Here is a 13,357-nt window from a genome sequence, read left to right as displayed (position 1 = left end):
CCCGCACATCGGAGGCAGCCATGTCAGGGCTCGTCGACGTCCTGGTGACCGGCGCAGTGAGCACTGCCGTCATCGTCCGCCAGTGCTCGGCACGGCAGATTTCGGACGACAGACGCTGGTGGGTACTGCCGGGCGTCCTGCTCGTCCTGTCCGTGCGCGAGCCCGGACCCGTGGATCCGCGGCACGCGGCGCTGTCCATGGCGGTGCTGGGTGCGGAGCCGGCGGTGGGGTTTGTGACGGGCGCAGGCTGGGGCTGGACCACCCGGCTGTGGCGCGAGGCGGACGGCTCGCTGTGGAGCAAGGGCACCAGGGCCACTGTCTTCGTCTGGGCAGGGGGACTGGTGCTGCGGGCCGCCCTCTACGGGGCGGCCGCTCTGATGGGCATAGGTCAGAGCGGTGCTGCCCTGCTGTCGGCCCTCGCGGTGACGCTGGCGGCGCGTGACGGTGTGCTCACGTGGCGGGCCGGTCGGATGGACCCGGCGTACGGTGGCTCCGCCGGCGGGATGATGTCGCTGCCGGTGTGGAAGGAGCGCGTATGACGCGTACGACCTGGACCAGCTGGCCGTCCCGGGGAGCGCTGTCGGGGACCAGCCGCACGCGTCCGCGGAAGGTGATCACCTGGTCTGTCCGGGCAGCCCTGCTCACCGCCATGCTCTGGGGCACATTCAGCGGAGGCCGGTTCGGGCCCTGGGAGATCGTGCTCGGGCTGGTGGGCGTACTGGGCTGTGCGTTCGCCGCATGGGCGTTCTTCCGGACCAGCCTGGAACACCGGCTGTGGCCGTCGCTCGTACTGCTGGCTCTGCTGATGCTGGCGGCGTTCGGGGCGCAACAGGTCGGTGCCGATCTGCCCGCGGTGATCCTGTGGTGCGGCTGCGCGGTCGCCGCGCTGGAGCGGTTGCCACTCACGGCGGGCCTCCCGGCCACGGCCGTCGCACTCGGTGCTTACGCCGCCGTCAACACCGACGGCTTGCTCTCCACCGCCATGTCCACAGCGGGACTCTCGCTGGCGGGCTACGTGATCCGGCTGGATGCCGAGGCGCGGGGCAGCGCTCAGCGGCTCCTCGCGCAGGAGCGGGCGGCCCGTGCGGCGGAGGCCGAGACGGCCGCGCTGGACGAGCGGGCCAGGATCGCGCGAGAGATCCACGATGTGCTCGCCCACAGTCTCTCCGCGCAGATGGTGCATCTGGAGGCGGCACGGCTCCTGATCGAGCGGGAGCCCGCGGGGGAGTTCCGGGACCAGGTGCTGGAGCGGGTCGTGGCCGCGCGGTCCATGGCGCGTGAGGGGCTCGCGGAGACCCGCCAGGCTCTTTCGGCGCTCCGGGGCGAGGTCTCTCCGGTGGAGGACTTCCTGCGGCAGCTGATGGCTGCGGAGCCGGCACAGGTCCGTGTGGCGGGGGAGCGGCGGACGCTGACCGCCGAGGCGTCGCAGACGGTCCGGAGGGTGGCGCAGGAGGCCCTGACCAATGTGCGCAAGCACGCACCGGGGGCCAGGGTCCTGGTGCGGCTGGAGTATCTGCCGGACGAAGTCGCCCTGGAGGTCAGGGATTCGGGGGGACGCAGACCAGAGGGAGTGCTGTCCGCCAGTGGCTCCGGATACGGTCTGCTGGGGATGAGGGAGCGGGCCGAGCTGATGGGCGGGATGCTGGAGGCCGGCCCCGGCGAGGAGGGTTTCGTGGTGAGTCTGCGGGTGCCCGCGTGAACGCGCGGGTGGTGGTCGCCGATGACCAGTCGGTGGTGCGTGAGGGGATCGTGATGCTGCTGGGGCTGCTGCCCGGAATCGAGGTGGTCGGATCGGCGAAGGACGGCGAGGAGGCGGTGGCGCTCGTGGCCGAACTGGCCCCCGATGTCGTGCTGATGGATCTGCGGATGCCCCGGTGCGACGGGGTGGAGGCGACACGGCGCATCCGCAAGGACCATCCGGGGACCCAGGTGGTGGTGCTCACGACGTTCGCGGACGACGAGTCCCTCTTCCCCGCGCTGCAGGCCGGGGCCCGCGGCTACCTCACCAAGGACGCCGGGGGCGAAGAGATCGTGCGGGCCGTCCAGGCCGTGCTGTCCGGCGAGGCGGGTCTCTCGCCGAGCGTGCAGCGCCGTCTGCTGGAGCGCGTGACCATGGACCCGCCGCCTTCCCCGGCGTCCGGGCCGCAGCTGCCCGACAGCCTGACGCCACGTGAGCTGGAAGTGCTGGTGCTGATCGCGGAGGGTCTGTCCAATACGGAGATCGCCCGCAGACTGCACATTTCGCAGGCCACCGTGAAGAGCCATATCAACAATCTCTTCGCCAAAACCGGGGTGCGTGACCGGGCACAGGCCGTTCGCTATGCGTACGTTCGGGGCCTCGCACAGCCGCCCGGATCGGCCGTCACCTGAAGAGGTGAAGACCGGCGAATGAACTGCCCGGGATCTTCCAGATCTGCCCATTCTTGGGTACACGGCCGAAGTGGTCCGTGGACAAGGGGAGTTGTTCCGTGGAGAAGGAAGCAGGGCGTGAGGCCGCAGCGATGCGACACGACGACCCGTGGTACGACGAGCCGGCCTCCGGACGGGGCGAGCCGGACGGTACGGGGAGTTTCGCTCCCACCGGACCACCGGGGCCCGTGAACCCGCGGCGCGGCCACAGCGCGGCCGACATCTATATGGAGGTGCAGCGCAGCGAGGCGTTCCAGGAAGTGCGCCGCCGGTACCGGCGGTTCGTCGTCCCCGCCACCATCGGCTTCCTCGTCTGGTACCTCGTCTATGTCGTCGCAGCAGTCACCGCGCCCGGACTGATGGCCCGTCCGTTGGCAGGCGTGGTCAATGTCGCGATGGTCGCGGGGCTCGGCCAGTTCCTCACGGCCTTTCTTCTCACCGGGGCGTACGCGCGTCACGCACGGCTGCGCAGAGACCGGGCCGCACTCGATCTGCGGTGGCAGACACAGGAGATGACGCGGGGGGCCGGGCGTTGAACGGGAACCACGAGACGCTGGCGCTCCTGCTGTTCAGCGCCTTCATCGCAGTCACGCTGGCCATCACCACCTGGGTGAGCCGCAACCGCCGTGGTTCGGCAGAGGAGTTCTACGCGGGCGGCCGGCTGTTCTCCCCGATGGAGAACGGTTTCGCCATCGCGGGCGACTACATGTCCGCCGCGTCGTTCCTCGGTATTTCCGGTCTGATCGCCCTCTTCGGCTACGACGGCATGCTCTATTCGGTCGGCTTCCTCGTCGCCTGGCTCGTCGTCCTGCTGCTCGTCGCCGAACTGGTGCGCAACTGCGGCCGGTTCACGCTCGCCGATGTGGTGGCGGCGAGGATGGCCGAGCGCCCGGTCCGGATCGCCGCGGGCACCTCGTCCGTCACCGTCTCCGTGCTCTACCTGGTGGCACAGATGGTGGGTGCGGGCAGCCTGGTCGCTCTGCTTCTCGGCGGTACGAGCGGCGCCGCGCGCTCCTGGACCGTCATCGGTGTCGGGGCGCTCATGGTGATCTATGTGTCGCTCGGCGGGATGCGTGCCACCACCTGGATCCAGATCGTCAAGGCCGTTGTGCTGATGGCGGGAGCGGTCGTGCTCACCGTTCTCGTCCTGGTCCGGTTCCACGGCGACTTCAACGCCCTGCTCGACTCCGCCGCCGAACGGAGCGGCCACGGAAGCCGGTTCCTCGCTCCGGGCCTCCGGTACGGCGGTACGTGGACCGCGCGCATCGACTTCATCAGCCTGGGGCTGGCCCTGGTGCTGGGCACGGCCGGTCTGCCGCACATCCTGTCGCGGTTCTACACCGTGCCAACCGCCCGCGCGGCCCGCCGTTCGGTCGTCTGGTCGATCGGGCTCATCGGCAGCTTCTACCTGATGACGATCGCGCTCGGCTTCGGGGCGGCCGCTCTGGTCGGCTCGGCCGAGGTACGGGCGTCGAACTCAGCGGGGAACACAGCGGTTCCGCTGCTGGCCCTGGTGCTCGGCGGCGGCGAGGGGTCCACCGGCGGAACGGTCCTGTTCGCCGTGGTCGCCGCAGTCGCCTTCGCCACCATTCTCGCCGTCGTCGCGGGCATCACGCTCGCCTCGTCCGCCTCCGTGGCCCATGACCTCTACGCCTCGCTCAGGCGCCCCGGCGCCAAGCAGTACAGCGAGGTCGCCGTGGCCAGGGTCGCCGCGGCGGTGATCGGGGTGAGTGCCATCGGGCTCGGCCTGGTCGCCCAGGACCTGAACGTGGCGTTCCTGGTGGGACTGGCCTTCGCCGTCGCCGCCTCGGCCAACCTCCCGGTGCTCCTGTACTCCCTGTTCTGGCGGAACTTCACCACCCGGGGAGCGGTCTGGTCCGTCTACGGCGGGCTGATTCCCGCCGTGCTGCTGGTGCTTCTCTCCCCGGTCGTCTCCGGCAGCCCCGACTCGCTCTTCCCGGGTGCCGACTTCCAGCTCTTCCCGCTGGAGAACCCCGGCCTGGTCTCCATTCCCCTGGGCTTCCTGGCCGGCTGGGCCGGAACGGTCACCTCCACCGATCCGCCGGACGAGGCCAAACACGCGGAGACCGAGGTCCGCGCGCTGACCGGGGCGGGTGCGGTGTAGTCCGGTGCCTCCGCACTGTACGGACAGGGCCGGTCAGGTCTGCCCGCCGGTGGACCAGGTGTAGCGGTGTTCCGGGCGGCCCGTCTCGCCGTACCGCGGCGTCAGCCGCACCCTGCCGGTCCTTTCCAGCAGCTTCGGATAGTGCTGCGCCGTCTGCCTGCTCATGCCGGCGCTCTCCGCGACCTCCTGCGCGGAGAGCGGCCCGTCCGCGCTGCGGAGCGCCTGCCTGACCAGTTCCGCCGTGGTCGGTGAGTGCCCCTTGGGCAGATCGGGTTCGCCCGCTGCCCACAGGGCGCCAAAGAGCCGGTCCACCTCACCTGCTCGGCCTCGCCGCCGCGTTCCAGTGTGTGGCGCAGCATCGCGTACGCCTCAAGCTTGGTGCGCAGCCCCGCGTGCGCGAACGGCTTCACCAGATACTGCAGGGCACTGTGGCGCATGGCCTCCTGCACGATGGCCACGTCGCGCGCCGCCGTCACCATGATCACTCGGTCTGATGGCCGAGCCTGCGCAGTTCACGCACCATGACCAGGCCGTTGTGGTCGGGCATGTAGTGGTCCAGCAGCACCAGGTCCACGCGTCGGCTCCCGATCGTGGCGAGGGCCTCGGCGGCGGAGTGCGCCTGGGCCGCCACCCGGAATCCCGGCACCCTGGAGACATAGGCCGCGTTGACCCTCGCGACCCGGACGTCGTCGTCCACGACCAGGACCTCGATCACTGAGCTGCTCCCACGACGCCGGTATCCGATTCGGTCATTTGCAGTCCGGCCATTTCGGCCGCTTCGGGTCCCGTCGCTTCCGGTTCCGTCGTGCCCGGTTCCGTCAGTTCCGTGTCGGCAAGGGCCTCCGGCAGTACGACGGTGAACTCGGCGCCGCCGTCCGCGGCCCCGTCGACGGTGACGCCGCCGCCCTGCCGTTCCACGAGCCGTCGCACCAGGGCGAGTCCCAGGCCGCGCTTGCCGTGCGCCGGGATCTCCTTCGTCGACCAGCCCTCCGTGAAGATCGACTCACGGTGCCCGGTCGGAACGCCGGGCCCGCTGCCGCGGACCCGCAGCACCACCGTACGGCCCTCGGCGCACAGGCCCCCTCGACCAGGGCACCGTCGGCCCCGGCAGCCGCGTCCAGCGCGTTGTCCACGAGGTTGCCGACCACCGTGACCAGCCCGCGAGGGTCCACCAGCCGGTCCGGGAGCAGCGTCCTCGGGGCGATGCGCAGCGCGACACCGCGCTCCGCAGCCACGGTCGCCTTGCCGACCAGGAGCGCGGCCAGCAGCGGATCGTGCACCTTCTCGGTGACCTGCTCGGCGGTCGCCCGCTGGACGCCCACGATCTCGGTGACGTACTCCATGGCGTCCTCATGCATGTCCAGTTCCAGCAGCCCCAGGAGGGTGTGCATCCGGTTGGCGTGCTCGTGGTCCTGGGCCCGCAGCGCGTCGATCAGGCCGCGCGTCGAGTCGAGCTCGCGGCCGAGCCGTTCGAGTTCGGTGCGGTCGCGGAGGGTGGCGACGGCACCGCCGTCGTCGGTCGGCATCCGGTTGGCGAGCAGGACCCGGGTGCCCTGCACCGTCAGCAGATCGTCGCCGAGCACCCGCCCTGCCAGCACATCGGCCGTCCGTCCCGCGCCGAGCACGGTGTCCAGCGGGTGGCCCGCGGCGTCCGGGCCGAGACCGAGCAGCCGCTGAGCCTCGTCGTTCAGCAGCCGTATCCTGCCGGTCCGGTCGAGCGCGACGACGCCCTCCCTGATGCCGTGCAGCATCGCCTCCGCGCTCCGTCAGCAGCGCGGAGATGTCGGAGAACGCGAGATCGTGAGTCCGTCGCTGGAGGCGTCGGGAGATCAAACAGGCGGCCAGCGCCCCGACGGCGAGCGCACTGCCGGCGTAGGCGAACAGCCCGGGAATCGCGGCGAGGAGCAGGGCGCGCACACTGTTGTACGCGATGCCGACGGAGACGGCGCCCACGATGTGCTGCGTGTCGTCGCGCAGCGGCACCTTCCCGCGGGCCGAGCGGCCGAGCGTCCCGCTGTCGATCTCCATGACGTTCCGGCCCGCGAGCGCGTCGCACGGGTCGGTGGAGACGACCTTGCCGATCTCCTCGGCGTCGGGGTGCGACCAGCGCACCCCGCGCCGGTCCATGACGACGACGTACTCGGCGCCGGTGGCACGTCTGACCCGTTCGGCCGCGGACTGCACAGGGCCGGTGGGGGACGAGGCCGTGGCGAGCAGCTCCTCGGCGAGCCGGGGCCGGGCCGCCGTGCTCTGCGCGATGGCCAGGGCACGGCGCATCGCCTGGTCGTCGAGCTGGGCGCTGAGGGGCGCCAGGAAGAGGCCGGTGGCGAGCACGGTGACGCCGGTCGCGATGGCCAGTTGCATCAGCAGTACCTGGGAGAAGACCCGCTGGGGCCAGACGGGGCGACGTGCTCTCCTGGCAGTGGGTGGTGGGGGCACCAATCGTATGAACGGTAAGGGGCATTCCGGTGCTTTCCGAAATGCCCCTCGCTCAGCCGGTGCTGGGGCGGGTCCGGCCGGTCAAGGCGGGCGGTGCCCGGCCCCGACCGTGCGGTACGACGGTTCACTTCGTGGCGATGGGCAGCGGCTGAGGCGGACGAGGACCGCCGTACTGGCCGCTGGGCCGCATCCGCAGGGGCCGCTCCCCGTACTCCTCAAGGGCATGGGCGATCCAGCCGGCCGTGCGGGACACGGCGAACACCGTCTCACCGGCCTCCGCGGGCATGCCGCAGGAGACCGAGAGCACAGCGAGCGCCAGGTCGACATTGGCGTGCAGCGGAGCGTGCCGGGCCGTCGTCGCGACCACGTCGCGCGCCGCGGCGAGCGCTGCGGCCGCGTGCGGCATCCGGTCGAGCAGGGCGAACAGCGCCCGCGCCCGCGGATCCTCGGAGCTGTACAGACGGTGGCCGAGTCCGGGCACCCGGCGTCCGGTGCGGAGATGGTCCGCGACCACCGGAGCCGCGGAGCCCCGCTCCAGGACCTCGGCCAGCATCCGGTGCGCCAGCCCGCTCGCAGCCCCGTGCAGGGGACCCTCCAGGACGCCGAGTCCCGCGGAGACCACCGCGTACGGATGGGCGTGGGCGGACGCGGCGACCCGGGCAGCCAGTGTCGATGCCGCGAGGTCGTGGTCGATCAGCAGGGCGAGTGCGGCGTCCAGCGCGGCCACCGAGGGCTCGTCGACCGGCCGGGCGGTGAGCTTCGGCCACAACTGCCGGGCCAGTCGGGCGCCGTTCGCTTCCGGCGGTCCCCCGGCCGCCGGCGGTGCGCCCGCCGCCACGGGCAGTGCACCGACCAGGGTCGGAACGAGGCTCCGCGCAGCGGCGAGCACAGCCTCGCGCGAGAGGTCGAAACGGAGCGGATCCGTGGTCGCCGCGGCGACCACCGCCACGCGCAGCCGGTCCGTCGAGCCGCTGTGCGCGGGCAGCGCGTCGACCGCCCGGTGCGCCGCGGCCAGTGCCTCGACGGGTGCCGTGAAGCGGATGCCGGGCCGCAGCTCGCCGGTCCAGAGCCACTCGGCGACCTCCTCGTAGGTGTACTGCCGGGCCAGCTCGGTCGCATCGACACCACGGAAGTAGTAGCGGTCGCTCTCGATCAGCGTGATGTCGGTACGGAAGACCGGATCACCGGTGGCGGGCGAGGGGGCCCTGCGGCCCGTGCGCCGGGCCAGCGCGTCGATCTCCGCGGCGTCGAACGTGCTCCCGCGTCCGCCCGGAGCGCGCCTGCTGCTCAGCTGGCCCCGGCTGACGTACGCGTACAGCGTCTCGGGCTTCACCCCGAGACGCTCGGCCGCCTCCCGGGTGCTGAGCCGCTGCGGAGTCGTCGCTTCCGGACCGTCGCCGGGCGCTGCTTGATCCTTCATGCCGCCAACCGTATCCATATTGATTTCAATCAATGTTGACAGGATTCGAGTCAATCATAGAGGGTCGAAATCAATATTGATGAGACCCGCCGGGACGCTCACGGAGGAAGAGATGCCGACCATGAACAGCGGAAGCCCGCTCGACGTACCCCGAGGCCTCGCAGGTGTCGTCGTCACCGACACGGCCCTCGGCGACGTCCGAGGACGCGAGGGCTTCTACCACTACCGGCAGTACTCGGCGATCGAGCTGGCGCGGACCCGCAGCTTCGAGGACGTCTGGTACCTGATGTCCGAGGGCACGCTGCCCGACGCCGCGGCCGGCGCCGAATTCGCCGCCCGTACCGCCGCTCTGCGCCGAGTGCCCGCCGAGGTGCGCGAGGCGCTGCCCGCCATAGCGCGGGCGGGAGCCGTCTCCGGCCCCCTGGCCGGCCTGCGTACCGCCCTCTCGCTCCTCGGCGCCTCGGCCGGCTTCCGGCCGGTGTACGACATCGACGCCGACCGGCGCCGTGCCGACGCGCTGGCCGCCTGCGCCGCCGTCCCGACCGTGCTCACCGCCCTGCACCGGCTCGGCCGGGGCCTCGAACCGGTCGAGCCGCGCGAGGACCTGCCCCATGCGGCCAACTACCTCTACATGCTCACCGGTTCGGTGCCGGACGCCGCACGCGTCAGGGCCGTGGAGCAGTACCTGATCTCCACCATCGACCACGGTTTCAACGCCTCGACGTTCACCGGCCGTGTCGTCGCCTCCACCGGCGCCGACGTGGCGGCCTGCCTGGTGGCGGCCATCGGCGCGCTCTCCGGACCGCTGCACGGCGGAGCGCCCAGCCGGGCACTCGACACCCTGGACGCCATCGGTACCCCCGACCGCATCGACGGCTGGATCCGCGAACGAGTGCTCGCGGGCGGGCGGATCATGGGATTCGGGCACCCCGTCTACCGCACCGAGGACCCCCGCTCACGGATGCTGCGGGACATCGCACAGGGCTTCGGCGGCCCGCTCGTCGACTTCGCCGTCGAGGTCGAGCGCCAGGTCGAGGCGATCCTCGCCGAACTCAAGCCGGGCCGGGAGCTGCACACCAATGTGGAGTTCTACGCCGGAGTCGTCATGGAGCTGTGCGGGCTGCCGCGCGAGATGTTCACGCCGACGTTCTGCGCGGCGAGAGTGGTCGGCTGGAGCGCCAATATCCTGGAGCAGGCGGAGGACTCGAAGATCATCCGCCCGGCGGCACGCTACGTCGGTACGCCCCCGCCGCAGCCGGTCCCCATGCCCTGAGGTCCCCGAGAGAGGTCTCCGTTGAATCCGTCGTCGCCGCCCCGCAAGCAGCAGATCCCGGTCATCGTCCTTGCGGGGTTCCTGGGATCGGGCAAGACGACACTGCTCAACCACCTCCTGCGCAACCGTGCCGGAAACCGGATCGGCGTGATCGTCAACGACTTCGGTGCCATCGAGATCGACGCCATGACGGTCTCGGGACAGGTCGGGTCCACGGTCTCGCTGGGCAACGGCTGCCTGTGCTGCGCGGTCGACGCGAGCGAACTCGACACCTTCCTGGAGACGCTCACCGGGCCCGCCGCCCGCCTCGACGTGATCGTCATCGAGGCCAGCGGACTGGCCGAACCGCAGGAACTCGTCCGCATGCTCCTGGCCAGCGACAATCCGCACATCGTGTACGGGGGACTGGTGGAGGTCGTCGATGCCGCCGAGTTCGACGCAACCCGGGAGCGGCATCCGGAGATCGACCGCCATCTCGCCGTCGCCGACCTCGTCGTGCTGAACAAGACCGACCGGGTCGGGAGCGAGGAGCAGACCCGCATCCGGGACGCCGTCGCCGCGGCGGGCGCATCCGTCGGCGGCGCGCCGGCCGTCATCGGTGCCACGTACGGACGCGTCGACCCCGAGCTGCTCTTCGACCCGGCACTGCGGCCGGACAGCGAGGAGAAGGCCCGTCAGCTCACCTTCGAGGACCTGCTCCTGGCGGAGCGGGAAGAGGAAGAGGGCGACGCCGGGCACGCCCACCACCTCCACGCCGCGTACGACAGCGTGTCCTTCACCGCGGACGTCCCCATGAACCCCCGCCGTCTGATGGAGTTCCTCGACTCCCGGCCGCAGGGCCTCTACCGGATCAAGGGGTTCGTCGACTTCGGCACGGGCGACCGGGCCAACAAGTACGCCCTGCACGCGGTCGGCAGGTTCCTGCGGTTCGATCCGCAGCCCTGGAAGCGCGGCGAAGCGCGCCGGACCCAGCTGGTGCTGATCGGCTCGGGCATCGCCCCGCAGGTCCTGCACAAGGAGCTGGCCGACTGCCGCGAGAGCACCGCGCCGGGCCCGGACACGCCACAGGACGCCGCACACGAGCGAAGCATGTGGGGCGTCCTGCGGTACGTACAACGGCCCGGCGACGACGCGTAGCGCTGCGCCACGCGCCGACCGGTCGGCCCGCTACACCGGGCCGGCGACCACCGCGACCGGTTTGGCCAGGGGCGTCCCCGAGCCGTCGCGCCGCGGGTCCGGCTCGGGCAGCTCACTCGGCGTGCCGTTCTGCTGCGCGGCGCGGGCGGGCGTCGCACCCGCCCAGCCGAACACCAGGACGTCCTCGCCCTTGAGGAACCGCTGGCAACGCACCCCACCGGTGGCCCGGCCCTTGCGCGGGTACTGGTCGAACGGGGTGAGCTTGCACGTCATCACCGAGTCGTCGAGCGTGCCGTGCGAGCCCGCGACCGTGAACACCACCGCGTCCGCCGCCGGGTCCACCGTGGTGAACGAGATCACCTCGGCGTCCGCCGTGAGCTTGATCCCCGCCATGCCACCGGCGGGCCGGCCCTGCGGCCGCACCTGGGCCGCCGGGTAGCGCAGCAGCTGGGCGTCGGAGGTGATGAAGACCAGATCCTCCTCGCCGGTCCGCAGCTCGGCGGCGCCGACGATCCGGTCACCGTCCTTGAGGGTGATGACCTCCAGCTCGTCCTTGTTGGCCGGGTAGTCCGGCACCACGCGCTTGACGACCCCCTGAAGGGTGCCGATCGCCAGGCCGGGGGAGGCCTCGTCGAGCGTGGTGAGGCAGACGACGGACTCGTCGCTCTCCAGCGTGAGGAACTCGGCGACCATCGCCCCGCCCGACAGATTGGGCGCCGCGTGGGTGTCCGGCAGCTGGGGCAGATCGATCACCGAGAGCCGCAGCAGCCGCCCCGCCGACGTCACGACGCCCACGTCGCCGCGGGCCGTCGCCGGCACGGCCGACACGATCACATCGTGCTTGGAACGCTTGGCGTCCTCCGCGAGGACGATCGGCTCGTCATTGGCGGTACGGGCCAGCAGACCGGTCGAGGACAGCAGCACCCGGCACGGGTCGTCCGCGACCTCCAGCGGCACCGAGGCCACCTGCGAACCGGCCGACTCCAGCAGCACCGTACGCCGGTCGGTGCCGAACTTCTTGGCGACCGCCGCGAGTTCGGAGGAGACGAGCTTGCGCAGCTCGGCGTCCGATTCCAGGATCTTGGTCAGCTCGTCGATCTCGGCGTTGAGCCGGTCCTGCTCGCTCTCCAGCTCGATCCGGTCGAAGCGGGTCAGCCGGCGCAGCGGGGTGTCCAGGATGTACTGCGTCTGGATCTCGCTCAGCGAGAAGTGCTCGACGAGCCGCTCCTTCGCCTGCGACGAATTGTCACTGGACCGGATGATCCGGATGACCTCATCGATGTCGATCAGCGCGACGAGCAGGCCCTCGACCAGGTGCAGCCGGTCGCGGCGCTTGCCCCGGCGGAACTCGCTGCGCCGGCGCACCACCTCGAAGCGGTGGTCGAGGTAGACCTCCAGGAGCTCCTTGAGGCCCAGCGTGAGCGGCTGCCCGTCGACCAGAGCCACATTGTTGATGCCGAAGGACTCCTCCATCGGCGTCAGCCTGTAGAGCTGCTCCAGGACGGCTTCCGGCACGAAGCCGTTCTTCACCTCGATGACCAGACGCAGGCCGTGTTCGCGGTCGGTCAGGTCCTTCACGTCCGCGATGCCCTGGAGCTTCTTCGCCGAGACCAGGTCCTTGATCTTGGAGATCACCTTCTCCGGTCCGACGGCGAAGGGCAGTTCGGTGACGACCAGTCCCTTGCGGCGGGCCGTCACATTCTCCACCGATACGGTCGCGCGGATCTTGAACGTGCCGCGGCCGCGGGCGTACGCGTCCTTGATGCCGCCCAGGCCCACGATCCGGCCGCCGGTGGGCAGATCGGGACCCGGCACGAAGCGCATCAGGGTCTCCAGGTCCGCGCCCGGGTGCTTGATCAGGTGGCGGGCCGCGGCGACGACCTCGCCCAGATTGTGCGGCGGCATGTTGGTCGCCATGCCGACCGCGATCCCGGACGAGCCGTTGACCAGGAGGTTCGGGTACGCGGCGGGGAGAACGGACGGTTCCATCTCCTGGCCGTCGTAATTCGACTGGAAAGTGACGGTGTCCTCGTCGATCGACTCCGTCATCAGTGACGTCGCGTCGGCCATCCGGCACTCGGTGTACCGCATGGCGGCCGGCGGGTCGTCGTTTCCGAGCGAGCCGAAGTTGCCGTGGCCGTCGACCAGGGGGAGCCGCATCGAGAACGGCTGCGCCAGACGGACCAGCGCGTCGTAGATCGACGCGTCCCCGTGCGGGTGCAACTTGCCCATGACCTCGCCGACGACGCGGGCGCACTTCACGAAGCCGCGGTCGGGGCGCAGGCCCATCTCGTTCATCTGGTACACGATGCGGCGGTGCACCGGCTTCATGCCGTCACGGGCGTCGGGCAGGGCCCGCGAGTAGATCACCGAGTATGCGTACTCGAGGAAGGAGCCCTGCATTTCGTCGACGACGTCGATGTCGAGGATCTTCTCCTCGAAGTCGTCCGGCGGCGGGGTCTTCGTGCTGCGGCGGGCCATCGCGGCTGCGACTCCTTCACGGATTCTGTTCGGGCAACCTCAGGTTCTGACGCGGACCATTGTGGACCGCCGC

At 70.9% G+C, this 13,357-nt stretch carries 9 protein-coding genes and 2 pseudogenes; 7 read left to right on the top strand and 4 right to left on the bottom strand.

The window, feature by feature from the left end:
- Window positions 1-20 precede the first annotated feature (20 nt).
- The 5 genes from IE107_RS25815 to IE107_RS25795 all read left to right on the top strand — a co-directional run bounded on the left by IE107_RS25815 (window position 21) and on the right by IE107_RS25795 (window position 4,534).
- Complete coding sequence (locus IE107_RS25815) at window positions 21-539, top strand: DUF1453 domain-containing protein (protein WP_189546728.1); 519 nt, start codon at window positions 21-23, stop codon at window positions 537-539.
- Entirely contained in the window at window positions 536-1,699 is a 1,164-nt protein-coding gene (locus tag IE107_RS25810) for a sensor histidine kinase (RefSeq protein WP_189546727.1), read from the top strand. The genes IE107_RS25815 and IE107_RS25810 overlap by 4 nt, the downstream gene beginning before the upstream one ends.
- On the top strand, window positions 1,696-2,370 hold the full coding sequence (locus IE107_RS25805) for a response regulator transcription factor (protein ID WP_189546726.1): 675 nt from the start codon (window positions 1,696-1,698) through the stop codon (window positions 2,368-2,370). The genes IE107_RS25810 and IE107_RS25805 overlap by 4 nt, the downstream gene beginning before the upstream one ends.
- A 131-nt stretch (window positions 2,371-2,501) precedes the next feature.
- Entirely contained in the window at window positions 2,502-2,945 is a 444-nt protein-coding gene (locus tag IE107_RS25800) for a DUF485 domain-containing protein (RefSeq protein WP_189546799.1), read from the top strand.
- On the top strand, window positions 2,942-4,534 hold the full coding sequence (locus IE107_RS25795) for a monocarboxylic acid transporter (protein ID WP_229867248.1): 1,593 nt from the start codon (window positions 2,942-2,944) through the stop codon (window positions 4,532-4,534). Before IE107_RS25800 ends, IE107_RS25795 begins: the two co-directional genes overlap by 4 nt.
- Before the next feature lie 33 nt (window positions 4,535-4,567).
- Here the strand turns inward: IE107_RS25795 and IE107_RS25790 are convergent.
- From IE107_RS25790 to IE107_RS25780, 3 genes and pseudogenes are all read right to left on the bottom strand, one after another.
- Window positions 4,568-5,249: pseudogene (locus tag IE107_RS25790) on the bottom strand (response regulator).
- Window positions 5,246-6,898, bottom strand: a pseudogene (locus tag IE107_RS25785) (ATP-binding protein). Before IE107_RS25785 ends, IE107_RS25790 begins: the two co-directional pseudogenes overlap by 4 nt.
- Window positions 6,899-7,097: 199 nt before the next feature.
- Window positions 7,098-8,393 carry a citrate synthase gene (locus IE107_RS25780; RefSeq protein ID WP_189546724.1) on the bottom strand — a complete coding sequence of 432 codons (1,296 nt, stop codon included), beginning with the start codon at window positions 8,391-8,393 and terminating at the stop codon, window positions 7,098-7,100.
- A gap of 121 nt (window positions 8,394-8,514) precedes the next feature.
- On the opposite strand from IE107_RS25780, the gene IE107_RS25775 reads away from it, so the two are divergent.
- On the top strand, window positions 8,515-9,666 hold the full coding sequence (locus IE107_RS25775) for a citrate synthase/methylcitrate synthase (RefSeq protein ID WP_189546723.1): 1,152 nt from the start codon (window positions 8,515-8,517) through the stop codon (window positions 9,664-9,666).
- 21 nt (window positions 9,667-9,687) lie between these two features.
- Window positions 9,688-10,803 carry a CobW family GTP-binding protein gene (locus IE107_RS25770; protein ID WP_189546722.1) on the top strand — a complete coding sequence of 372 codons (1,116 nt, stop codon included), beginning with the start codon at window positions 9,688-9,690 and terminating at the stop codon, window positions 10,801-10,803.
- Window positions 10,804-10,833: 30 nt separating this feature from the next.
- Here IE107_RS25770 and IE107_RS25765 read toward each other — a convergent pair whose 3' ends face one another.
- Window positions 10,834-13,284, bottom strand: coding sequence for a DNA gyrase/topoisomerase IV subunit A (locus tag IE107_RS25765; protein WP_189546721.1), 2,451 nt, complete (start codon window positions 13,282-13,284; stop codon window positions 10,834-10,836).
- Window positions 13,285-13,357: the final 73 nt, after the last annotated feature.

It is taken from the genome of Streptomyces gelaticus, from assembly GCF_014649535.1.
In the GTDB taxonomy this organism is placed as follows: Bacteria; Actinomycetota; Actinomycetes; order Streptomycetales; family Streptomycetaceae; genus Streptomyces; species Streptomyces gelaticus.
This window is presented reverse-complemented; position numbering and strand designations above follow the sequence as displayed.